Annotated in this window: 18 protein-coding genes; 10 read left to right on the top strand and 8 right to left on the bottom strand. The window is 66.3% G+C overall.

Translation table 11 applies throughout. The annotated features are described in order from the left end of the window. The first annotated feature begins 114 nt into the window (after positions 1-114). Positions 115-6696 carry a DUF4011 domain-containing protein gene (locus EDD31_RS03650; protein ID WP_170163172.1) on the top strand — a complete coding sequence of 2194 codons (6582 nt, stop codon included), beginning with the start codon at positions 115-117 and terminating at the stop codon, positions 6694-6696. Between the two features lie 6 nt (positions 6697-6702). Here the strand turns inward: EDD31_RS03650 and EDD31_RS03645 are convergent, their stop codons facing one another. Further along, positions 6703-8610: a hypothetical protein gene (locus tag EDD31_RS03645; protein WP_123302951.1), complete on the bottom strand. Its 1908-nt coding sequence runs from the start codon at positions 8608-8610 to the stop codon at positions 6703-6705. A 378-nt stretch (positions 8611-8988) separates the two neighbouring features. On the opposite strand from EDD31_RS03645, the gene EDD31_RS03640 reads away from it, so the two are divergent. After that, the gene (locus tag EDD31_RS03640) at positions 8989-9558 is read left to right on the top strand and encodes an Ltp family lipoprotein (protein WP_123302950.1); all 570 of its coding nucleotides are present in this window, start codon (positions 8989-8991) and stop codon (positions 9556-9558) included. 150 nt (positions 9559-9708) lie between these two features. Here the strand turns inward: EDD31_RS03640 and EDD31_RS03635 are convergent, their stop codons facing one another. The 3 genes from EDD31_RS03635 to EDD31_RS03625 form a co-directional block, all read right to left on the bottom strand. Then, positions 9709-10887, bottom strand: coding sequence for a PD-(D/E)XK nuclease family protein (locus EDD31_RS03635; protein WP_245990857.1), 1179 nt, complete (start codon positions 10885-10887; stop codon positions 9709-9711). 63 nt (positions 10888-10950) lie between these two features. Beyond that, positions 10951-11574: a TetR/AcrR family transcriptional regulator gene (locus tag EDD31_RS03630; protein WP_123302949.1), complete on the bottom strand. Its 624-nt coding sequence runs from the start codon at positions 11572-11574 to the stop codon at positions 10951-10953. A gap of 3 nt (positions 11575-11577) precedes the next feature. Then, the gene (locus EDD31_RS03625) at positions 11578-12510 is read right to left on the bottom strand and encodes an alpha/beta fold hydrolase (RefSeq protein ID WP_245990855.1); all 933 of its coding nucleotides are present in this window, start codon (positions 12508-12510) and stop codon (positions 11578-11580) included. A 393-nt stretch (positions 12511-12903) separates the two neighbouring features. On the opposite strand from EDD31_RS03625, the gene EDD31_RS03620 reads away from it, so the two are divergent. After that, positions 12904-13491: a hypothetical protein gene (locus EDD31_RS03620; protein WP_123302947.1), complete on the top strand. Its 588-nt coding sequence runs from the start codon at positions 12904-12906 to the stop codon at positions 13489-13491. Positions 13492-13522: 31 nt separating this feature from the next. Continuing rightward, a complete protein-coding gene (locus EDD31_RS03615; protein ID WP_211336045.1) occupies positions 13523-13837 on the top strand; it encodes a transcriptional regulator in 315 nt (104 codons plus the stop codon). A 44-nt stretch (positions 13838-13881) separates the two neighbouring features. Here EDD31_RS03615 and EDD31_RS03610 read toward each other — a convergent pair whose 3' ends face one another. Next, positions 13882-14517: a DUF4203 domain-containing protein gene (locus EDD31_RS03610; protein ID WP_123302945.1), complete on the bottom strand. Its 636-nt coding sequence runs from the start codon at positions 14515-14517 to the stop codon at positions 13882-13884. Between the two features lie 326 nt (positions 14518-14843). Here EDD31_RS03610 and EDD31_RS03605 point away from each other — a divergent pair, with 326 nt between their 5' ends. From EDD31_RS03605 to EDD31_RS03580, 6 genes are all read left to right on the top strand, one after another. After that, entirely contained in the window at positions 14844-16220 is a 1377-nt protein-coding gene (locus EDD31_RS03605) for an SHOCT domain-containing protein (RefSeq protein WP_123302944.1), read from the top strand. After that, entirely contained in the window at positions 16221-17531 is a 1311-nt protein-coding gene (locus tag EDD31_RS03600) for a TFIIB-type zinc ribbon-containing protein (RefSeq protein WP_245990852.1), read from the top strand. It abuts the gene before it with no gap. Further along, positions 17531-17899: a growth/differentiation factor gene (locus tag EDD31_RS03595; RefSeq protein ID WP_123302943.1), complete on the top strand. Its 369-nt coding sequence runs from the start codon at positions 17531-17533 to the stop codon at positions 17897-17899. Before EDD31_RS03600 ends, EDD31_RS03595 begins: the two co-directional genes overlap by 1 nt. 83 nt (positions 17900-17982) lie before the next feature. Further along, positions 17983-19209 carry a toxic anion resistance protein gene (locus EDD31_RS03590; protein ID WP_123302942.1) on the top strand — a complete coding sequence of 409 codons (1227 nt, stop codon included), beginning with the start codon at positions 17983-17985 and terminating at the stop codon, positions 19207-19209. 2 nt (positions 19210-19211) lie between these two features. Next, positions 19212-19997 (top strand): hypothetical protein, encoded by a 786-nt coding sequence (locus EDD31_RS03585; RefSeq protein WP_123302941.1) that lies wholly within the window; start codon positions 19212-19214, stop codon positions 19995-19997. Positions 19998-20227: 230 nt separating this feature from the next. After that, positions 20228-21466, top strand: coding sequence for a hypothetical protein (locus EDD31_RS03580; protein ID WP_123302940.1), 1239 nt, complete (start codon positions 20228-20230; stop codon positions 21464-21466). Positions 21467-21548: 82 nt separating this feature from the next. Here EDD31_RS03580 and EDD31_RS03575 read toward each other — a convergent pair whose 3' ends face one another. From EDD31_RS03575 to EDD31_RS03565, 3 genes are read right to left on the bottom strand one after another with little or no spacing between them, the layout of a single operon-like run. Next, complete coding sequence (locus tag EDD31_RS03575) at positions 21549-21950, bottom strand: VOC family protein (protein WP_123302939.1); 402 nt, start codon at positions 21948-21950, stop codon at positions 21549-21551. An 18-nt stretch (positions 21951-21968) separates the two neighbouring features. Continuing rightward, on the bottom strand, positions 21969-22469 hold the full coding sequence (locus EDD31_RS03570) for a GNAT family N-acetyltransferase (protein WP_245990849.1): 501 nt from the start codon (positions 22467-22469) through the stop codon (positions 21969-21971). 9 nt (positions 22470-22478) lie between these two features. Next, a complete protein-coding gene (locus EDD31_RS03565; protein ID WP_123302938.1) occupies positions 22479-22811 on the bottom strand; it encodes a DUF1905 domain-containing protein in 333 nt (110 codons plus the stop codon). Positions 22812-22876 lie beyond the last annotated feature (65 nt).

Raw genomic sequence — 22876 nt, 5'->3', positions numbered from 1 at the left:
GCGAAAGGTCTTATGTCAGTGCCCGATGCGATGCTCTCCAGTGTCCGACCCCGATGTTCACTGTCCGCGGGCGTATACGCGTCACGAGAACGGTAGGCCAACATGCTGACTGGGATGCTCACTGACAAGGAGCGTCAGACCCGCGGGCTGGACAGCCTTGGTGGCGGGTTGCGCCCACTAGTCGACGACCGCATGGCGGCAGCCGCGCACGGTAAGCCCTGGCTACCACTCTACGAGGCGAAAGAGACGGCACGCCTGCGCCGTCCCTACCGCGCCGACGTAGGCGATCCGCGCCTCATGCTGCGAATCCTCCGATACGAGCGCGGAGTGTTCACCGAAGTAGACGCCTCGCAACGAGCGTGGATCGATGAGTTGATCCAGGCCTCTAACAAGGCAGCGCACGCCTCCACGGTGACCCGCGCCGAAGCGGACCGCGCGCTCGAGACCATGGCATTACTCGCGGACTCCCTTGATCTGCCCGACGTGGTTGCGGACTTAACAGCGCTCCAAGCGCTCGGGACCTCTCCCACTCCTGCTCCGGTACCGACAACGCCCTCAGGCATCACCCCCATATCGCCAGCCGTGCCGTCACCGACGGAGCCGCTTGTCGATCCAGTCAGGCCCTCACCGTCGGAAAGTTCTCCGCGTGAACGAACCGTGCCGATCCCAGCGGAGCGCGTGCCGGGAGAGGACTTTCCCCGCGAGGGTATTCGAGTGCTCTCCGCGCGCACGGGGGCACTCGACGTTGTCGTCCTGTACCGGGAGGCAGTGAACTTCGCTCTTGTCCACAACCGCGTGTCGCCGATCGCTGGGATCCGGGTGCAGAACAATGGTCCTCATGCGATCATGGACGTCTCCCTGACCATCGACCTTGACACCCCACCGGATCTGGTCGAGTCCCCGGTTGCACCACCACTCATCGTTCCGATCGGAACTGTCGAGCCTGGTGACCACCTCGAAATTCCCGTCCACCAGCTTGCGTGGCGGCTCAACCCAGTCCCATTCGTCGCGCTCGACGAAGCGCTCTTGACTGGCATCCACCTCACGGTCACAACCGGCGAGGGCGCTGAGAAGGCCGCTGTCCGGGACACCGCTGATGCCCGACTTCTCACCGCTGAGGAGTGGTGGGCGCTCAGCATCCCCGAAAGCCTCGCGGCTTTCGTGCGTCCTAATGACCCCACTGTCATCGCGCTCCTCACGGAAGCGAGCGAGCTTCTCGCAGCGCGCACCGGATCGCCTTCGCTTGAGGGCTACCAGTCCGGGCCCGAACGGGTTCACAAGATCGCTGAGGCGGTCTACGACGCAATGGCCACCCGCGGCATCACCTACGTTGAGGCCCCCTCGTCGTTCGAAGGCACTGGTCAACGCGTCCGCACTCATGCTCAAGTCCTTGAGGAGCGACGAGGCACGTGCCTAGACCTCGCCTGCACCTACGCCGCTGCCCTTGAGCAGGCTGGGATCCACCCGGTCATCGCCGTGGTCAAGGGCCACGCGTTCACCGGCTACCTCACCGAGGAGACAGAGCTGCCGGCCGTCGCCCTCACGGACGAGAGTGCGATCGTCACGGTCGCCGACTCCGACGTCTTCGACGCCGTCGAGACCACCGCGCTGTGCGTCCATGAGGAACCTATTGCCTTCGACCAGGCGCGCGGCCTCGTGCGCCGCTGGTGGCGCGCGCAGCTCAGTGAGGTCGCCTATCTCCTCGACGTCAACGCCGCTCATCGCCGCGTCAAACCACTGCCCTCGATCCGCCTCGAGGCTGGAATTCGCGTTGTCGAAGTCGTCCGAGAGGCCGTCCAAGCACCGTTGCGCCGCGTCCCCGCTACCTCAGAGAGGCGCGACGCCCAGCAGGCGAGCGCACCGCCGCGCGTCCAGCGGTGGCAACGAGCTCTGCTCGACATGACCTATAGAAACCCACTGCTCAAGCTGAAGGCAGCGTCCAGCACTCCGGTCCATGTTCCTTCGGCCAGTCTTCCGCGCCTCGAAGACAAGATCGCTGACGGCCAGCAGATCGAGCTCATTGCCCATGACGAACTCGCAGCGATTCACAGGGCTCAGGGTGCCCGCACCGCCGCCGACGTCGACGCCGACTCGCTCCGGCGAATCATGGACGAGGAAAACACGCTCTTCGTCTCCCTGAGCCAACGTGAGTACGCCACGCGCCTGCGCAACCTCCAGCGCAAGGCTCGAACGACGCTCGAGGAGACCGGCACCGACAGCCTCTACCTCGCGCTCGGGACCCTGGAGTGGTTCGAGGGTGCCCGGCAGGGGAGGGCGCCTCTCTTCCTCGCTCCGGTACGCCTGACCGGCGGGCGCGGCGGAACACGCTTCGCGGTCGAGTTCGACGACACACGTGCTATGGAGCCGAACTACTGCCTCGTGGAGAAGCTCCTCGTCACTTGGGGTTTGGAGATCCCCGAGCTCAGTGACCCGGGTGAGGACGAGTCTGGTATCGACGTGTCCAACGCTTTGGCCGCCGTTCGATCCGCTCTGCTGCGCGCCAAGCTCGTGGAGTTCCGTGTGGAAGAGACGGCGCACCTGGCGCTGCTGCAGTTCTCCACCATCGAGATGTGGCGCGATCTGCGCGAGAACTGGTCGCACTTCATGAATCGGCCGGTGGTCAAGCACCTGGTGGAGACGCAAGGACAGCCCTTCATCGACGGCATAGAGCCACCGGCGGCCGACTCTGCCGCGGAGGCGACGACCTATCTTCCCATCCCCGCCGACGGCTCCCAGATCGAGGCCGTTCGCTGGGCTGCCGCGGGAAAATCGTTCATCCTTGAAGGGCCTCCCGGTACCGGCAAGTCCCAAACCATTACGAACCTCATCGCCCACTGCCTGGCCGAGGGGAAGAAGGTCCTGTTCGTCGCCGAAAAGCAGGCCGCGCTCGATATCGTCAAGAAGCGTCTCGACGGTGTCGGCCTTGGCGCTTTCAGCCTCGACGTCCACGGCAAGAACCAGACCGTCACCGCCGTGAGGCAGCAAATCAGCGACGCGCTCGACGTGACGGCTCCGACGTCCTCGTCGTGGGAAGCCCTTCGCGCGAACTACCGAGCGCTGGTTGAGTCACTCGCGCGTTACCCCCGGCACCTGCACGAGGCCGGGCCGGTCGACATGTCCGCCTGGGACGCGCGCCAGGTGCTTCTCGAACTGAAGGAAGCCGTGGCTGACCAGGCGGCGGTGTCGCTGGAGGTGCCGCGTGGCATCGTCATGGGCCAGGTCGAGCTGAACGACGTATACGACGCTGGTCGTGACCTCGGTAACGCTCTGATGGACCTCGGTGTTTGTCCAGATCAGTCACCCTGGCGTCTCGCCGGGGTCGTCGACCCCGCGGCGATGGACCGTAACGCGGTCGCCCGAGTGTTGCAGGAGCTTCGCGAGTCTGAAGCCGCGCTCAGCGACTCCGCCGTCCGTGACATCGCGGCCATCGCCGCCACGCCGTCGGAGCTCGGCGCCATCGCAGCTTGGCTCGACTCCGTCCACGCTGGCCTGGGTCGCAGTTCGGGGGAGGCCGCGCAAGTTGTCACCCTCTCGTGGCGCAACAACGCCCAGCACGCCCGAGGTGCGGTGAGGCACTTCCGCGAGCACCAGGGCGGGCGGCTCGGTGACTTCCTCCCTGGTGTGCTCGATCTCGACCTCGATGGGATCGTCAATCGTTCGGTCGAGGCCGACGGGCGCATGTTCGGTAAGAAGAAGCGCCGCGCGTCGATCCTCGCTGACCTGCAGCACGTCATGCGAGGCCCGGCGACCTTCCCGCAAAAGCAGCTGACAGCGGTTCTTCGTAACCTGGCGACACTGCGGGACGAAATGCGCGGGCTCGTGCAGCACGTCGCCACCCTGCCGGGCATCTCACTGCCTTACGGATGGAACCCACTGGACGAGGGACAGGCTGACGCGCTGGACCGCGCGGTGCACAGTCTTGAGGTACCCGCTCACCTACGTGCCGTCCTTGGCGCGAGCCGGCCCGATGTGGAGACGATCAGAGTCTCGGTTGACCGGATGACCACTGAGGCTCTCAGCGGTCCCTCTAGCAGGGTGCCTAGCGGTGACGCCGTCCGACGACTCGACGGGGCGTGGACCGCGTTCCGTCAGCAGCTCGGCAGCACGGACAGCGAAGTCGCTCGCTGGCTCGGCTCCCGAACCCGTGGAGAGGCCCTGCGTGCTGACCTGCAGCACTGGGCCGCTGATGGCGCAGGTGGCGCGTTCATTGGTCTGCAGCGCTGGCTGCGGGTGCGGTTCGCCCTCGCGCGACTCGAGGCCCTCGGCCTCGGCGCAGTGACCGAACCGGTCCGTACCGGCGCCCTGCGCGGCGCGGACGTGGAGAACACCGTGCGGCTCGGCGTCGCCCGGGCCGTGCTCGATGAGCGGCTCGACTCCACAGGTTTGGCCGGTTTCGACGGAAGCGAACGTGGACGTCTGGTCGAGCGGTTCCTGTCCTCCGGTGAGGACGTGCGGGAGCGGATGGTTGCTGAGCTCTCCGGCCGCATCGTGCGGGCACGCACCTTCGACCCGGTAGCCCGCAAGGGCGACGTCGCCGAGCTGCGCGGGCAGCTGGGCCGCCGCCGGGGTGGCATGTCTTCGCGGCGCATGCTGCAGCGCTTCGGCTCGCTGGTCACCCAGATCACTCCGTGCTTCCTCATGAGCCCCGCCTCGGTGGCTCGGTTCCTTCCGGCGGACGCGATTGACTTCGACGTCGTCGTCTTTGACGAGGCTTCCCAGATCCGTGTCCCGGAAGCCATTGGTGCGATGGGGCGGGGACGGGCCGTGGTGATCGTCGGCGACTCCAAGCAGATGCCCCCGTCCTCGATGTTCGCCGCGGCTGGACCTAGCGAGGACGAGGAGGATGAGCTCGCCGACGACTCCCTCCCGGTCCCGGTGGATCTTGAGTCGATCCTCTCCGAGGGGGTGGAGTCGCGACTGCCCCAGCTACTCCTGACCTGGCACTACCGCTCCCGCGACGAGTCCCTCATCGCGTTCTCCAACAGCCAGTACTACGAGGGACGCCTGTCCAGCTTCCCCACGCCGCCAGCTCACGGAAAGGTGCCGGCCCTGCACCTGCGCCGGGTCGACGGCGTGTGGGAGGGCGGTGGTCGCGGCGCAGCTCGTATCAACCGCGCCGAGGCTGACGCCGTCGTCGCGGAGATCCGCAACCGCCTCTCCACACGCCCGGAGCGGAGCATCGGCGTGGTCACCTTCAATACGCGTCAGCGCGACCACATCCTTAACCTCCTCGACGAGGTCCGGCAACGAGACTTTCGCGTCGAGGAAGCACTGTCCCGGGCGGATGAGCCGCTCTTCGTCAAGAACCTCGAGAACGTTCAGGGCGACGAGCGTGACGCCATCCTCTTTACTCTGGCGTTCGCGGCCGACGCACGTGGGAAGGTGCCGCTGAACTGGGGTCCGCTCAGCCGGGCGGGCGGCGAGCGCCGCCTCAACGTCGCGGTGACACGCGCGAAGGAGCAGGTGGTGGTTTTCTGCTCCTTCGAGCCACACGAGCTGGACCTGTCCCGTTCTACCTCCATGGGCTTGGCCGACCTCAAGGATTACCTGCTCGCGGCGCGCAACGGTATCGAGGCGGCCGGCCTGCGTCGGGCCGAGGCGCGAGACCTACATCTCGAGGACGTCGAGCGGGCGCTGCGTAGTGCAGGGCTTGAGGTGCGGACGCACATCGGGCTGTCCGACTTCACCATCGACCTTGCCGTGCGCGCCGGGTCGGAGCGCCCCTGGGTAGCCGTCATGCTCGACGGTCCGGCGTGGGCAGGGCGTGGCAGCGTCGGTGACCGCGAAGGGCTCCCGAGCACCGTATTGACCAGCCGTATGGGATGGTCGCGCGTTGAGCGCATCTGGCTGCCCACCTGGGTGCGCGACGCCCAGCCCGTGGTCGCCCGCGTCGTCGCTGCCGCCTCCGAGCCGCACGCCACGGCACCCGAACCTGAAACGGTCGACTCGCTCGGCAACGCGGACTTGCCGGGGGTGGTTGAGCGTCCGACGAATCAACCTTTCGCTGTGGTAGGTGCTGGACGTCCCACCGTCATCGACAGTGAGTCGATCCCGGTGCCCGAACTCACCCCGCCGGGAAGCATCGAACCGATAATCAGCGCCGCACTTGCCCCACCGGTTGTCACCGCGTCCGTTGCGGCCACGACGGCACAGCCCCGCTTCGAGCCAGCATCGACCTCGGTTAAGCACGGTTTGTGGATGCTCGCCGACCACAGGCGGTCCTCGGTGGCGGCCATCCGAAAGGAGATCGGCGACGTCGTCCAGACGGAGGGGCCGGTGCTGGAAGAACGACTCGTGCGCATCGTCGCAGCCCGGTTCGACCTGAGCAGGGTACGTGAGACCCGGCGGGCGCAGATCCTTGCCTGCGCACCCCGCGGGCTTGCCGTCGAGGCGAAGAACGGTGACGTTGTCTACTGGCCCGAGGGCATGAATGCGGACGCCTTCACCGCCTACCGACTGCCCGACGACAAGCGCGATATTCACGATGTGCCGTACCAGGAGCTTCGCAACGCGATGGTCGATGTCGTTCGCAGTGCGCACGGCATGGAACACGAGGACGCACTGCGGGAGACTGCGCGGGTGTTTGGCGTGACGCGTTTGGGTGCCAAGGTCCGCGAGCGCTTAGAGGGCGTGTTGCAGGCGGCGGCTAGGGAGAACTTTCTCACTGCCCAAGACGAGCGGGTATTTGAGGCGTAGCGGAACTCAGTTAGTTGCCTGCGTTGGGAGATGCGGGCCGATATAGCCTACGTACACGCAACCGTCGACGGCTGTCGCGTCGTGATAGTGGAGTCGAGGCGAAACCATCGCTAACCGGGCGATCTTAAAGTGCGACCCCATGAACACTCGACCGTTGCTGTCGACTCCGGTCGGCACCGGTAGTATGCGCGGGCTAGAAAACTTTGGGTTCTTCCTGACATCCTCGCTCTCGTTTGCGGCATGCCGGTTCGCGGAGAACGTGGCGTACCCCTCGGGCGGATGGGTGAGATATTGCTGAACTCCGCCTACCACCTCACCCGACTTCTTTCCGCGGGCGTAGTGCTCGAGGGCCACGAGAGCGCTCCATGCTTTGGCCGCTGCTCCCACAGGCATCTTCTGGTCCAGTACCTCGCAAGGCGTCTCGTCGCCAGTGAAGCGCACGTGCGTGAACTCGTCGAAACGGACAAGGAGCTCGGCGAAGCTCTCAGGCGTGATTTCCAGTCCAGAGGGGTCGTCCGGGTCGGCCCAAGCGGACTCTTGTTGCCCTGCCTCCATCAGGCGTCGCCGAAGAGTTAGGACCGTTCGCTCGAGCTCAGACGCAGTCTGCTGGGCATCCGCCCACTCCAACTGGGCGTCCTCTGATTCTCTGCGTGACTCGGCGAGCTCATCTTCGAGTCGTAACAGCCGGTCGTTGAGCGCCTGGGCGCGTCCCACGGCCCGCTGGTGGGAGGCAGATAGCTGGGCGAACTCCGCTTCGCGGATTACCCAGTGGCCACGTTCGGTCGCCAAGCTCCGCAGCAGTTCCTCGCTGAGGTCGGTAGCGAACAGTTCGCGGGCCAGCTGTGCGAGTCCGTCCGGCGTGGTCGGAGTTGCTCGCGCAGAATGCGGGCGCGTTGTCTCCTGGGTCGGATCTGGCGTTCGCTGCGCTTCGTTCGCCTTAGCGCGCTTGGCCTCCGGGAGCGTTTCAGTGGTGCTGACCACGTGCTCAGAAGAGAGGGTGACCTTTTTGTCTTGGCCTACCAGTGCGGTCGGACGCCAATCCAGGACGCGGGCGTCGGTGGCCGCGAGCAAGCGTGACTCCACGCGCCCAGCCCATCGGGGCACTGAGGTTTTGAGGGCCAAGTCGCGGGCGCGCAAACCAAGCAACTTACGAATCCGCCCGGGTGGGCTCTCCAGGATAGTCTCGGTGGTGAGGAACCGGTGTCGGAGCGCGTCGAGATTACTGCTGGGATCGAGCCCGGGTAGGTAGGTGCGGAGCGTGCCTGGTCTGACGGCATGGCGGGCTCCGACAGCCTCCGCGAAGCGCTCCGTGGCCTTTCCGTCGAGGACATAACCTGCTGACAACCCGACGGTTTCGCGAAGCAGCCCTTCGACATAGTCCGCCCAGCGATTGATCGGCAGAGTCTCACTGCTGCCAGCTACGAACACGGGACCTCGGCGCTCACGGCTCGTGAGTACGTCGATCAGCCCATCCACTTCATCCGCGCCAAGCAGAGTAGGGCAAGGCGTGAGCGGGGCCCCGTGATCATCTCCTGGGAGCTTCGCAAGGAGCTCCCGCGCAACACGGGGGCGTGCCGCCCACACGTCGTCGACACCTTCCTGCTCCACATCGATCCACACCCACGGACGCTGGCCCGCCCCAGCCGGTGTGTGGGCGATGATCTGCGTAATCCAGGCCCCCCTCGGGTCCGAGTCCTCACGAAGAGTAAACAATGCGGATGAGGAACCGTCCGCGTCGGTTTCTGTGGTGATGACTGCTTCGGCACGGTCACCAACCTGCGCCACGTCGCCGTTGGCGGTCAGCGCCTGAGGTGCGTACTGCTTGCCTTGTAGCCAGGTTTGCACCTGCGCGAGTACAGCCGGAACGGGATCCCCGTCCACATCTACGGTGAAGATCGATCGGTACCCCAGCACAACAGCTCCTTCGTTGGGCCGCCGTCGCGGCTACCCACACTTTACGGGCCCTAGCGGTGTGACCATACGAAGTTCTGACGGCTTCCCGTCCGGGACGATCACCACGAGGTACAGTTCTAGCTGTGGCGAGGGTGGCAGGGATTGCTCCGTCCACACTTTGTGCTAAATCTCCAGCTCTGGCGCGTAGGCGAGCGAGTCGGTGGTGCGGATTGGTATGCGCTTGGCAATCTCGGCCGTCCGCCGTTTCCGGGTAGAGATAGCGGTGCTCCGACCGTTCGGCCTTGCCGGCGCCTTAACGGCATTGCGGAAGAATCCTTGTGCTGCTGGCAGGCCTGCCGCCGGGACCGGCAATTCTATGTCGAACTAGAGGGAGAGGGCATGGACCCGAATTCGGAACTGCAAAAAGCTCAACACTCCGCCCTGAACCACTATCGGTGGGGCATCAAAGAATCGGCGCAGCGGACGCAAGCCCTGCGGGCCGAATTGCGAGAGATTGAGGCGGAGTCGGCAGGTGTAGTGGGCCGGAATGACGAGGCGTTATCGAGCGCGGACTCTTACCTCGATTCGATGCCGTTTTCGCGTGCGGGTTTGATTGGGCAGTTGGAGCACGACGGCTACTCGTCGGGGGGTGCGACGTTGGCTGTTGATCAGGTGACGGTGGATTGGCGGGAGCAGGCCGTGAGGGCTGCCGAGAGTTACTTGGAGACGATGCCGTTTTCGCGTGCGGGTTTGATTGGGCAGTTGGAGCACGACGGCTACTCGTCGGGGGGTGCGACGTTGGCTGTTGATCAGGTGACGGTGGATTGGCGGGAGCGGGCCGTGAGGGCTGCCGAGAGTTACTTGGAGACGATGCCGTTTTCGCGTGCGGGTTTGATTGGGCAGTTGGAGCACGACGGCTATTCGACGGGGGATGCGACGTTGGCTGTTCATCAGGTAGCGGCGGAATAGCCTGGTCGTCCGTAGGGTCGTCTGGAATTCATTTAGCGCTCGCTGGCTGTCCAATGCTGACATTATCTGTCAGGAGGGCCTCCGGGATGAGTATTGGTGTGGTGATTCCCTCCCATGCCGAAGGTCCCACAACCTCCAGAGGAACTACACTTAGTCCCCGCAGAGTGCCAGCAAAGCGTCGTGCAGGCGGGTGTCGTCGCTGCTAAGGCCGCTGAGAACCTCGTCGAGGCCGACGCCGGTCTGCGCCATCCGATCGATGGTCTCGCCGCCGACGGGAGCCAGCCGGGAAACAAAGATCTGGGAGTAGTCAGGGTTCGAGATCGGCGCAGGAGCGCGTTCGTTCTGCACGACGGCCGTGGGCCCGAACACCAAGAACAACGGCGGACGGTCATCAGCTCTGTTGATCACCACGCGCCACTCCCACTGGCCCACGTAAGGCGTCGCGACCGCGGTGATGCGCCCGGCGGACTGGGATCTTTCGAGTTGAGGAACCAACTCGTGTTCGGCGAACCACCTCAAGCTCCGCTTCACGGTGGCGAGCGTCTTGCGCCCTTCTTCGAACTGTCGCTTGGCATGCAGGGCCAACACATCGCCGAACTCCTGCGCGGCCTTCTCCTGAGGCCGGTGGCCGTACCTCCCGCTCTCACCGGTCTCGCACATCGCCTTCAGGAACTGGATCTGATCGTCCGTGCTCACAACCCCGGGTCCTTCTGTGTAGTGCTCCACAAGCTCATTGATGAACGCGCCTTGGCGTGGATGATCGCGCCGCCAGGCCCGGTCGCCCGTGATGTGCCCCTGCAGGCTCTCGAGCAGTTCGCCGTACGTCACCACGACGGCCTGCTCCCAGCCATCACGGAGCAGATGGCTGACGCGCCGCACACACAGCATGACCACGACGCTCTGCCTGCCGCCGCTCGCACCGTGGGCGAGGTAGCGCTCGTATCCATGCCCGTGGCCGTCCGACCATTCGTAGTTCTCCACCACGATTCCCGCGCGATCACTCGTGAGCACGATGTCGGCGATGTCCTTCCCGAGGCCCTCGTCCCCGGAGGTGTCGACCTCCTGGGTGACCCGGTAGCCGTGGGTCGGCAGCGAATCCGCGGCAGGCAGATGCGCGTTGACGTGCTCGACGAAAATCCGCTGGAAGGCATCGCCCAGCTGGTGGGTGCCGTTGATATCCAGCAGCCAGGCGAAGACGTTGGACAGCTGCTTCTCGTGCGTGCCGTGGTGCATCACCTGAAAGACGTTGAACTGCTCGGCCAGGCTCCGCGACAGCGAAGGCACCAGCATGGTGACCACATGGTCGAGGGGGGTCTCGGATGTGGGCACCTCTCGAGGCTACCCACGGCCCGATCTACGCGCGCCGTTCCGCCCTCGCGCGCAGGCGGTTCGTCAGACGGTGGCGTGGATGCACGTTCGAATGAGCCGCCCGGCCGCGGTCATGTCGAAGGTGGAGTCGGTGAGCCACGCCGCGACGCTGGCATCGATCATGCCGGTCAGCGCTGTCGCCACAACGGCCGCGGGCTCTGCGGGATCGGCATGGGTGTGCCCGGCCGCCCGGGCGGTATCGATGAGCTCAATCAGCGGCAAGGTCCGAGACGGCGTGCTGGGCCGGTCCTCGATGCCAGTGGGGTGGGCATCATTGACGGACTCGGCGATCAGGCGTGCATGGTCGGGATGGTCGAGCATGTAGTCCAGATGCGCCTGGGTGAAGGCGACAATGCTGTCCATCGGGGTGTTGGCGGCGATGACGCTCTCGTGGACGAAGGTGGCGAACTCGTTGATGACGAAGCCGTAGGCCTGTTCCACGAGGCCGGCCTTGGTGCCCACGTGGTAGATCACGGCCGCTTTGGTCACCCCGATCTCGTCGGCAACGCTTTGCAAGGTGCATGCCGACCAGCCCGCGCGTCCGATGATCGCGATCGTGGCGTCCAGGATCTGCTGCCGTCGGGCGATCTCGGTGACGGTAGGGGGCCGGCCGTCGGCGTCACGGGTGCCGCGGGAGCGGGTGGGCATTGCTCAATTGTCCATGAACGCCGCGACCTCCTCAGCAATACTCGCCGGCTCTTCGCCCGTGATCGCGTGCGAGGCGCCGTCATAGGTCACCACGGTGCCGTGAGTGAGAAGTCGTTCGGCGTTCGCGGCGGCCTCGGCGCTGTCGTGCATGCGTGACTGGCCGGCCATGATGACCAGCATCGGGATGTCGATCTCTTGAAGCTGCTCGTCGTCGAAACGCGTTGGTGCAGGGCTCCCAAGGGCGAAGTGCTGCATGCCGGCTTCGATCATCTCAGCGATCGGCTCGTCCTCGACCGGGGCGTCATTCGCTGTCCAGCTCGCGAAGTCCTCACGCCAGGACTGTGGGAACCAGGAGACCGAGGCGGGAAGTGAGCGGGCCACCGCCCCGAGCGACAGGTCGCCGAACGTCATCACCGGGTCCACCACGATGACCCGCGAGACGGCCTCAGGCTGGTGCACCGCCAGGTTCGCGGCAATCCACCCTCCCAGCGAGTGGCCCATCACCACGGGGTCTCCCGGCAGCTGTTCGAGCACCTGAGCCAGCCATCGCGCATCGTCTTCGTGCCTCTCGATCGGACGCGACTGAATGCTTCGGCCCGGTTGGCCCAGGAGGTCGAGGACGTACACAGGCTGCGTGGCTTGCAGGGAGTGGATGTTGTCGGCCCACATGGGCGCACCCGACTGCGTCCCGGGAAGCAGGACCAAGGGGTCCGCTTCTGCCCGGCCAGGATCCGTCGCGTCATAGCGCAGAACCCGCACCACGCCGTACTCGGTCTCGAACGAGAGCCTCTCCGAAACCTCAGGGCCCTCCGCGATCGCCCGCTCATACGCGGCCAGATACTCCGTCTGGCCGGCCGCGCTGCGGAAGTGGCCGACCGGCGCGGAGGACGCGAAGATCAGCGCGCCCGCGACCAGACCAACCGTTGCTGGCAGCAAAATCCGCGCTATCCGGCGCCAGCGAGGGCGCTGTCGCTGTCCTTGCCTGCCAATCTCGCTTGCCTCGGCGGATGCCTCCGGCGTTCCTCTCGACGCCGCCTCGCTGCCGCCGTCGTGCCCCTGTGCGGATCTCACACGCTTCACTAACCTCATAGTCAGTTATCTAACCACATGGTTAGTCGTAACTCAGTACGGGTCGCGTGCGGCACTGATGGCGTCCGTCGTCTCTGGGCGTGGCGTACTTGCACCGCAACTCCCACGGCGGGCAACGCGACCTGACCCGCGAACCGCACTGGCTGAAGGTCACCCATCACCACCGTTGTTTGCGCGACAAACTTGACTGTGTGAGCATGGAGACATCGAGTTTGCAGCGCAAACAAAGGAAGGTGAGTCATGTCTGCCGAACAACTGCCCATCGATCCGCAGCGGGCTCGGGCCATCGCGCAAGAGTTCGACATGCTGCAAGGGCTGATCCTCGTTCCCGCCGGGATCGGGACGGTCTTCTTCGGCGTCCTGTATCCGATCAGCTTCACAACGGGCACGCTGCTGCTGTTGGCCGCGATCGGACTGGGCATGCCACTGACCACAAGCTGGTATGCCAAGCACTATGGTCGAGTCCGCACCAGCAGGAAGCGGGACGCCGCCGCGGCGGTCATCGCCTTGCTGGTGATCGCCGCCCACCTCGTGGCCCTCGGCCTCGACCATTTCGAGCAACTGCCGGTGATGGTCTCCCTGCTACTGGCCGCGGTCGTGCTCTGGGTCTCCATCCGTGTCGCCGCTCGGCGACTGGGAATGCGGGCCGTCGACCACCTCGTGCCGGCAGCGCTCGCGGTGGCGGCACTGGGACCTCTGGCCGTGGGTACTGGGGAGTTTCCCGCTGTGCCCTACTTCTTCGTCCTCACGGGCACCGGTCTCGTCATCCTGGGATTCGCGTGGCATCACAGGCTGGTCAATCTTCTCGGTGACCCCCATGCCGCATGAGCCTGCAGCACACTCACGCCCAGAAGGCACTGTGCCCGGGTTTGATCGCACCGTTCACGAGCCTGCGCGCCTGGCCGTCTTGACGGTGTTGGACGGAACCGCGAAGGCGGATTTCGTCTTCCTGCTCAGGCTACTGGGCCTCACCCAGGGAAACCTCTCCAGCCACCTCTCGAAACTCCAAGCCGCTGGACTGATTACCTTGACCAAAACGGCTGGTGGCATCGGCCCGCGCACCTTCGCCGCTATCACCGACTCAGGAAAGGCCGCAGTACAAGAGCACTGGAAGAAGCTCGATGAGCTACGCAAGCTGAGCGGTGATCAACAGGCCGGCACCGGTGTCGACTAGCCCGCGGGCGACTCCCGCTCCATCGAGCGTGCCGGCCGTCGTCCCTACACCCGCCCCTGACCTGCCCAGGTCCTCCGCACCGAGCTCATCCGCCTCCGCCGCGCGTGCCGCACCTGCACCACGATGCCCACCACGGCGAGCACGAGCTGGCCCACGAACCACGCCGGCTGGTCCGCGACCAACCGGGCCTCGGTCACGCCGTCGAGGTCGACGGCGTCCAGCAGCAGCATCAGGCCCGTGATCGCCACGCTCGCGCCGGCGAAAGCACTGACCACGATGAGCACGAGCTCGGGCAAGTTGGTCACGATCGCCAGCACACCGAGCAGCGCGCCGCCGACGACCCCGGCGATGATGAGCGCCCAGGGCGATTCCGCCCCCAACGCCGAGCCGACGGTCTGGCCGAGCACGAAGCCCATCGAGGCGAAAGCGAGCACCACGGCCAGGGCGAAGAACAGGTAGGCGAGCCCGGCCGCCACCAGCGCGAGCACGATCGCCGCGATCCAGCCGGCGGCCGAATCCAGATACCCCTGATCGGTGAAGGCAGCCACCAGCGCGGCGCCGAGGTTGAAGCCCACGAAGGCCCCCCACAGCGCCAGCAGCACCCGCATGGCGCTGTTCCCGCGCAGCGCCAGCAGTAGGCCCACGAGCAGGGCCAGCACACCCACAACGACGTCGGTCATCGCACACCTCCTCAGGTCAGGCCTTTCATCATCACCGATCCGGCCCGAGCGTGCGGCACACCGCCGGGGTCCGACCCCGCCGCAGATCCCCCGTGGGCGGTGCTGAGCGGCTCGGCACGTCCGCTTTCCGGCGGGCACCGGTCTCCGAGCACGGGTGAGCGTCGGGCGCCACCGCGGGGGAAAGGCCGCTATCCAAAACACCACGATCGGCCTGTTCCGACTGGTACGTTCGTCGCATTCAATGACTGACGGAGTGCAAGCGCGGCAGGCCCAACGTACGGTCGGCCGACTGCAGGCGCGTTCGACGAGCTCCTGGAGGAGTGCACATGGGTTTCATCAAGGCTTTCTCGGGTGCACTGGGCGGCTCGATGGCCGACCAGTGGAAAGACTTCCTCGTCCCGCCACGCGGCCTCGCACCGACCGCCGCGATCTTCCCAGCAGTACCCCAAGGTCAGAACGCGGGGCGCGGCTCGAACACCAAGGCCTCCGAGCACATCATCACCAACGGCAGCAAGATCGTCGTGCCGGAGGGATACGGCCTCGTCACCCTCCAGGACGGAGAGATCACCGGCTTCATCGCCGAACCCGGCGGCTTCATCTACACCTCCGAGGACCAGAACTCGAAGTCGGTCTACGCCGGCGACGGCATCGTGGCCTCCACGGTGAAGATGTCGTGGGAGCGCTTCAAGTTCGGTGGCCAGCCGGGCTCACGCCAGCTGGCGTTCTACGTCAACCTCAAGGAGATCCCGAACAACCGCTTCGGCACCCAGTCGGAGATCTACTGGGACGACGCATACCTCGGTGCCCAGGTGGGTGCCATCACCCGCGGCACCTACACCCTGCGGATCGTGGACCCGATCCTGCTGGTCAAGCAGTTCGTGCCGCTGACCTATCTCAGCGCCTCGGCACGTGTGTTCGACTTCTCCGACCTGGACAACGACGCGGCCAGCCAGCTCTTCAACGAGGTGGTCGGCTCATTGGCGCAGGCCTTCTCGCTCTACACCAATGATCCGAGCCAGGGGAATCGGATCAGCCGGATCCAGTCCGACTCAGTGGGCTTCGCGCAGTCGCTGAGCCAGGCGGTCGAGGACGGCTACCGGTGGACGTCCGACCGGGGCCTGACGATCGAGAAGGTCGCGCTGCAGGCGATCGAGTACGACGAAGACACCCGCAAGCTGCTCAGCGACGTCAAGAAGGCCGATGCGCTCGGCGGCGCACGCGGCAACTCCTACATGCAACAGGCCGCCGCCCGGGGCTTCCAGGCAGCCGGGGAGAACGGCGGCGGGGGAGGCGCGGGCATGGCCTTCCTCGGCATGGGCATGAACGCCGCAGGCGGAGCTGCCGGCGGTCTGCAACAGCCGGTGGTGCCCGGGCACCAGCAGAACTACCAGCAGGTGCCCCCGCAGCAGCAGTACGCCCCGCAGCAGTACGCCCAGCCCGCTCCGGGCTACGGCCCGCAGCAGGGGCAGCCACCCCAGGGCTACGGCCCCCAGCAGGGACAACCCGCCCAGGGTTACGGGCCGCCACAGGCGCAGGGCCAGCCGCCACAGGCGCAGTCGGCGCCGGCTGCGCCGTCGAGCGAGCCCGCACCCGCGCAGGAGGACCCGGTGGCCAAGCTCGGTCAGCTCAAGCAGATGCTCGACCAGGGGCTGATCACCCAGGACGACTACGACGCGGCCAAGGCCAAGGTTCTTGGGCTGTAGATGACCACCGCGCACAACCCTCCTGATCCAGCCGGCCACCAGGAGTTGCCGACGGCGGCGGTTCCCCCCGCCGTCGCCGAGCCGGCCACCGCTCCAGGCGAGCCCACTGCGCCCGCCGGGCATGTCGCTCCAGGCGAGCCCGCCACGCCGACCGTCGTCAGCCATGACGACGCCCAGGACGGGCTGGCGAAGTGCCCCCGCTGCGGGGCCACCGAGATTGCGCTCAACGTGGCCTCGGGCATGCTGCGGTGTGCGTTCTGCCGCCACGAGTGGACCGGCCAGGGCGGGTCCGATGACCTGTTCATCAACCAGGACATCACCACCCTGGCCGGGATGGTCATCGGCGCCGGGTCGCAGGACATCGTCGCCTCGACCGATGACGTCCTGACCTTCAAGTGCTCGGCCTGCGGGGCCGAAGTGGTCGTCAACACCGCTGAGAGCACCCAGTCCCGGTGCCACTGGTGCCGGAACAAGCTCTCGATGAACCAGCAGATCGCCAACGGTGCAGTGCCTGACATCGTCCTGCCGTTCTCCCTGAAGAAGGAGCAGGCGGTCGAGCGGATCCAGGCTTTCGTGAAGAAGCGCCGGGCCTTCGCCCACCCTCAGTTCCTCAAGGAGTTCGCCCCGGAGAACGTCATGGGCGTCTACCTGCCCTACATGGTGGTCGACATCAACGCCCACGCGCAGTTCGCCGGCGAGGGCGAGCACCGCACGCGGACCTACACCATCGGCAGCGGCGACAAGAAGCGCACCGTCTATGACGCCGACGTCTACGGTGTGCGGCGCGAGACCGACATCTACATCAACGACCTCACGGTCGAGTCGTCCTCGGAGCGGCGTGACCAGAACACCTCGGTCAACTCCAACAACATCATCAACTCCATCATGCCGTTCGACGTGGAGAACGCCGTGCGCTACGACTCCAACTACATCGCCGGTTTCTCCTCCGAACGGCGGGACTCCGACATCGACCACCTGGCACCCCTCGTGCAGACCCAGGCTCGGGACATTGCCCGATACAAGGTCGCCGAGGAGACGTTGAGCTACTACGACCGCGGTGTGCGCTGGGAGAACCAGCAGATCGACATTCGCGGCCAGCGCTGGGCCGCCGCCTACCTGCCGGTCTGGCTCTACAGCTACCAGCAGCGCAAGTCCAACGGGCAGACCTTCCTGCACTACGTGGCCGTGAACGGCCGCACCGGCGAGACGATGGGAAGCGTCCCGGTCAACCAGGCCAAGCTGCTCGCGATCTCTGCCGCCGTCCAGGCCGCAGGAATGGTCATCGGCAGCATCATCATGGTGGTGGGCTGATGAGCACCGCGATCCCGCTGTCGATGGCGAGCGGCGACATCTTGGCATCCAGTTCCGACGGTGGCGGCTCGATCGGGCTGCTGTTCTTCCTGTCCGGCTTCCTGTTCTACGGTCTGATGTTCCTGCGGTACCGCAACACGGACAAGCATCATCGACACGCCCAGGAGACCGAGGCGAAGCTCGCCAACGTCCAGGCTGGCGACGAGCTGCGCGGCAAGCGCACCCGGCTGCGTGAGAAGCGGATCAAGGGCGCCAACGAACGGCAGGTCGAAGGCGTGCAGTCCAGTGGCGCGATGGCCGGTCTGCTCGGCAGCGGGCCCGGTGGCTCCGGTGGTTCCGTCCGCAAGATCTTCGACACCTTCCGATAGCCGGCCCAGGCACCTGCGCCCCCACCTGGCCGGGCCATTCCTGAGATAATCGGGGCAGACCCCAGCCCTGAGGAGCGTCCAGGATGTCGAACCCCCTCGATCTCGGTGACCACGAGCCCACCGGAGTGCCGAATCCGCTGCGGCTGGACGCGCCTGCCCCGGCCGAGGAGGCCGAGGTGCACCAGCCGGAGAAGGTCGGCGGCGTCATCCTGGTGGACGCCGAAACCCAGCAGCAGCACGCCGAAACGGCCACGACGTTCCTGAACGAGCTGCTCGAGGCCCCCCTGCACAGCCCCGAGTTCCAAGCCAAGCTCGCCCAGCTCACCCGCCTGGGCGCGGACACCATGAACCAGGCCGCGGACTCCTCCAACCGCATGCTGCAGCGCCCCGCCGCCGCCCTGGCCGCCACCGGGGAGGACCCGGCCTCGCGCACCGGCAACAGCCTGGCCGAGCTGCGCAGAATAGTCACCGAGCTGGACCCGAACCGCCACGACCTCACCGGCGGCAAGCGGCTGCTGAAGTTCCTGCCCGGCGGGAACTCCATCGAGAAGTACTTCCGCAAGTACGAGTCCGCCCAGGACCAGCTCGACGCCATCACCAAGGCGCTCCAGGGCGGCCAGGACGAACTCCGCATGGATAACGCCGCCATCCAGACCGAACGCGAACACCTCTGGGCGGCGCTCGGCCAGCTCGCGAACTACGCCGTCCTGGCCCGCCACCTCGGCGATGGTCTCGAGGAGCGCATCGCCACCCTGCGCAGCGAGGGCAAGACCGACGAAGCCACCACGCTGGAGACCGACGCCCTGTTCTACGTGCGCCAGCGTCACCAGGACCTGATGACCCAGATGGCGGTCTCCGTCCAGGGCTACCTCGCCCTCGACGTCGTGAAGAAGAACAACACCGAACTCATCAAGGGCGTCGACCGCGCCCTGGACACCACCATCGGTGCCCTGCGCGTGGCGGTCATCGTCTCCCAAGCCCTGGCCCAGCAGCAGATCGTGCTGAACCAGATCGAGGCGCTCAACTCGACCACCTCGGACATGATCCTCTCCACCTCCGAGCTGCTGCGCTCCCAGGGTGCCGCCATCCAGCAGCACGCCGCCCAGGCCACCGTGGACCCGGCCAAGCTGCAGCAGGCCTTCGACAACGTCTTCCAAGCCATCGACGAGATCGACCGCTACAAGGTCGAAGCCACCCGCTCGATCAAGCAGACCGTGCAGGTGCTCGAAGGCCAAGTGGGCCAGGCCCGACTCCAACTCGAACGGAGCCGCTCCTCCGACGCCACCGGCGACGAGCCCCCGAGGAGCTAGCGATGTCGCGACTCACCCTCGGCAACGTCGTCAAAGTCTGGCTGGTCCTCCTCGGCTTCCCGCTGCTCGCCTTCCTGGTGCTGCTCATCGGCGGGGTGAAGAAGCGCCTGCCGGTGGTGCTCGAGGGGCTCGTGTACGCGGCCGGTTTCTCGGTGAGCCTGCTGACGCTGGACTTCCTCGGCCTCGGCGGACTGCTCGCCCTGACCGCGATGGGCGTCTCGGGCGTGCGCGCCTGGCACCTGCGCGACCTGTGGTTGCCGAAGCGGCGCCGCTGGTGGCACCGCTTCACTCAGCCCGAGGTGCTCGAGCCCGTCTCGGCCCTGCCACCGCCGGAGGCCGCTTTGGAAGGGCCGGAGGGCCGGGCCGCGGCGCTCGGCTGGGTCGCATCCCTGGGGCAGCAGAGCCAGCAGCAGCTCCCCGCTCACGCCTACGGCAGCTTAGAGGAGACGCTGCAGAAACTGGGCGCCGTCGTCGAGGCGGAACGCGCCGAACCCACCCGCGATCCGCGCTTCGAGTACGAACTGGACGCCATGGTGCGCCAGTACCTGCCCGGGGTGCTGAACGGCTATCTCGCCATCCCGCCCGACATGCTCCAGGCCCGCCAGCCCAACGGGCGGACCCCGAACGAGGAGTTCGCCGAACAGCTCCAGCTCCTGGCCCGCCAGGCCGAGAACCTGCGCCAGGGCCGGCACAGTGAGCTGCCTTCGCACCTGACCACCACCGGCAACTTCCTGCGCGAGAAGTACGGGCAACGGCGCGAGGAGCCGTTCGACTTCGGGGTGAAGTAGCCCGCGCGCCGGGCGCCGGGCGCGATTGTGGTCAGAATGCGCCGCTATTCCGGCGACATTCCGCACGAGTAGCGACCCCAAGTGACCACAATCGCGCGAGGTAGCGAAGAGGATTGCAGCGCTCGATAAGCGGGTCCCGAGGGATCAACAGGGCATAGGATTTCTGGGCCGGTGCTCAGCCCCCGGATACCGATGACGTCCCGCCCGGGGCCCTGAACAAGGAGCGAGCTATGGCTAGCGAGATCCAACTCATCAGCGATGGCGACGGGCTCGCAGTGATCGGAGATTCCGGGGCCGTGGACCGGCTGATCAAAGCCCAGGGGCTGCAGACTCGGGACCTCGGGCTCCCGCGGCTGCAGACGGCTTTGACGGCTTCCTCCGGCTTCGCGCAAGCCGGCTCCGAGGTGGCCGCCCATGCCGGGCGCTGGGTCAAGCTCACCGAAGAGTCAGCGCGGAAGCTCGCGACCTCGGAGATGATGACTGGCTCGAAGGAGATCTTCAGTCGCGCTGTCTTCGTCGATGACAAAGGCACCATCACTGGTCTGGCTGAGATCGTGAAGCCCGGCTTGTCGTGGGCGTCCAATCCAGCGGTGCTCGCTGGCGCGGCTGGCCTGATGGCCCAGCTCGCCATGCAGCAGACCATGAACGAGATCACCGAGTACCTCGCGGTGATCGAGGTGAAGGTCAATGAGGTCCTGCGTTCGCAACGCGACGCCGTGCTGGCCGACATGATCGGCGTGGATTTCGTCATCGAGGAAGCCATGGCGATCCGCGAGCAGGTCGGCCGCGTCTCCGAGGTCACCTGGTCCAAAGTGCAGGGCACGGCCACGACGGTGGCGCAGACCCAGGCGTACGCCCTCCGGCAGCTCGACGGTCTCGCAGACGACCTCGAGAGCAAGAGGCTCGGTGATCTAGCGGAGGCAGCGAAGACCGCAGAGCTCAAGACCCAGGAGTGGTTGGCGGTCCTGGCGCGCTGCTTCCAACTGCAGGACGCGATTGCTGTTCTTGAACTCGACCGCGTGTTGGATGCCTCTCCTGATGAACTCGACCAGCACCGGCTCGGGCTGCGCACAGCTCGCGACAACCGTTCCGCTCTCATCGCCGAGACCGTGGAGCGGCTGATGATGCGCATGAATGCCGCCTCCGGAACGGCGAACGCCAAGGTGTTGTTGCAGCCGGGAAACGCCCGCTCCATCCTGAAATCCGGTCATCACGTATGTGACGCGGTCATCGAGTTCGAGGATCGGCTGGGAATCGAGGAGCAGCGCCAGTCCATCGAGGCGCGCCGCTGGGCGGAGGCCGCCACGGAAGCCCGGGACAAGGCGGTCACCGCCGGCGTCGACGGTCTGGGAGCGGTTCGTCGCCGGGGCGTCCAGACGTTCGGGAAGGCCAAAGTCGGCCTGAACCGCTTCTCCACTGGAGCCTCTGCGCGTTTGTCTCGGCGGGATGCCGAGACCGACGACGAGTAAAGGCTGCTCGGCGCCGCGCCATGGGTGGCGGCCCTATCCGTCGAACCGGGTCGTTCTCCCCGCGGTAAGAACGACGAGGACGTCACCCCGCCTGCTCGGCCACCTCGGCCTCGCTGCGGAGGATGCAGAACTCGTTGCCCTCCGGGTCGGCGAGCACCACCCAGCCGCTGCCGGGCCCGTACTTGCCGCGATGGTCGGCCACCTCCGTGGCCCCCAGTGCGCGCAGCCGGTCCAGCTCCTCGTCACGTGTCCCTTCTTCAGGCCGGAGATCGAGGTGGATCCGGTTCTTGTCCTGCTTCTTGTCGGGCACCTCGAGGAACAGCAGAGAGTGGCCGCCGTCGGGCCGGACGATCATGCACGCCTCGTGACCGGGCTCGTTCGGGTCGTCAGCAACATCGACATAACCCAGCACCTGCTTCCACCACTCGGAGAGCTGGAAGGCGTTCTGGCAGTCGATCGTCGTATGGGAGATGAAGGAAACCATGGGCCCTACCTTCCCGCGTCACGCCGGCTTGTGCGAGAGCTTTTCTTGCGGAGCCGGTGATCCGAGCTCCAACCTCATGAAGATGCTCATCGGATCCGGCGTGTAGTCACCGAAGGGGCCGGTCTCGACGAAACCATGGCGGGCATACAGCCGTCGAGCCGCGGCGAAGTAGTCCATCGAGCCGGTCTCCAGGTACACGGTGGCGTAGCCCCGCTCGCGGGCAACGCCCACCAGGTGCCGCAGCATCGCGGACCCCACGCCGCGCCCGCGCGCCGCCCGGACCGTGCGCATGGTCTTGAGTTCGGCGGCCTGCGCACTGAGGCGCTTGATCGCGCCGCAGCCCAACAGTGCGCCGTCCTCGCTGCGCGCGGTGTAGAAGCTGACCGCAGGATCCCGGAGCGCGTCGGTACTCAGCGCGTGCACGCTCTCCGGCGGCGAGGTCGCGTACATGTCCACCAGATGCTCGCGCAATAGCGCTGTGACGTCCTCTGCTGTCAGATCCCCGATCCCGAAGTGCACAGCGGCAGCTTATGGCTGGTGGCGCCCCGGCCCCGCCTCGCCGGCGGCCTCCAGATCCACCAGGCGCAGGCGCAACGACACCGTCTCGCCGATCGCCAGGCGCTCTGCGGTACGCACCGCCTTCTTGATCGGCAGCACGTAGGTCTCATCCGAAGGGAAGATCGAGGTGCGCCACACCGTGCCGCCCACGGTCACCTCCACCCGCAGCGACCCGAAGCCGCGCTCAATCGGCCCGGCCAGATGCAGGATCTCGTCCGCAACCTCGGCCGGCAGGGACACGAAGGTCCACGTGTCGGTGCGCACCTCCCACCGCCACAGCTCGGCGTCGAAGGTGAAGTCCATGGGGAGGAATGGTGGCGGGTGGGGCCGGGCTGGTCAAAGCCCTCGCCCGGCGCGTGGGGCGATCG

It is taken from the genome of Bogoriella caseilytica, from assembly GCF_003752405.1.
In the GTDB taxonomy this organism is placed as follows: Bacteria; Actinomycetota; Actinomycetes; order Actinomycetales; family Actinomycetaceae; genus Allobogoriella; species Allobogoriella caseilytica.
The sequence above is the reverse complement of the archived record's forward strand: the minus strand, read 5'-3'. Positions and strand labels throughout refer to the sequence as shown.

What these genes read in the sequence shown, in the direction of transcription:
- EDD31_RS03605 (WP_123302944.1), top strand. Translation starts at nt 14,844, where the DNA reads ATGGGTTTCATCAAGGCTTTCTCGGGTGCACTGGGCGGCTCGATGGCC.
- EDD31_RS03590 (WP_123302942.1), top strand. Translation starts at nt 17,983, where the DNA reads ATGTCGAACCCCCTCGATCTCGGTGACCACGAGCCCACCGGAGTGCCG.
- EDD31_RS03650 (WP_170163172.1), top strand. Translation starts at nt 115, where the DNA reads ATGCTCACTGACAAGGAGCGTCAGACCCGCGGGCTGGACAGCCTTGGT.
- EDD31_RS03565 (WP_123302938.1), bottom strand. Translation starts at nt 22,811, where the DNA reads ATGGACTTCACCTTCGACGCCGAGCTGTGGCGGTGGGAGGTGCGCACC.
- EDD31_RS03600 (WP_245990852.1), top strand. Translation starts at nt 16,221, where the DNA reads ATGACCACCGCGCACAACCCTCCTGATCCAGCCGGCCACCAGGAGTTG.
- EDD31_RS03575 (WP_123302939.1), bottom strand. Translation starts at nt 21,950, where the DNA reads ATGGTTTCCTTCATCTCCCATACGACGATCGACTGCCAGAACGCCTTC.
- EDD31_RS03620 (WP_123302947.1), top strand. Translation starts at nt 12,904, where the DNA reads ATGTCTGCCGAACAACTGCCCATCGATCCGCAGCGGGCTCGGGCCATC.
- EDD31_RS03610 (WP_123302945.1), bottom strand. Translation starts at nt 14,517, where the DNA reads ATGACCGACGTCGTTGTGGGTGTGCTGGCCCTGCTCGTGGGCCTACTG.
- EDD31_RS03595 (WP_123302943.1), top strand. Translation starts at nt 17,531, where the DNA reads ATGAGCACCGCGATCCCGCTGTCGATGGCGAGCGGCGACATCTTGGCA.
- EDD31_RS03580 (WP_123302940.1), top strand. Translation starts at nt 20,228, where the DNA reads ATGGCTAGCGAGATCCAACTCATCAGCGATGGCGACGGGCTCGCAGTG.
- EDD31_RS03630 (WP_123302949.1), bottom strand. Translation starts at nt 11,574, where the DNA reads ATGCCCACCCGCTCCCGCGGCACCCGTGACGCCGACGGCCGGCCCCCT.
- EDD31_RS03585 (WP_123302941.1), top strand. Translation starts at nt 19,212, where the DNA reads ATGTCGCGACTCACCCTCGGCAACGTCGTCAAAGTCTGGCTGGTCCTC.
- EDD31_RS03640 (WP_123302950.1), top strand. Translation starts at nt 8,989, where the DNA reads ATGGACCCGAATTCGGAACTGCAAAAAGCTCAACACTCCGCCCTGAAC.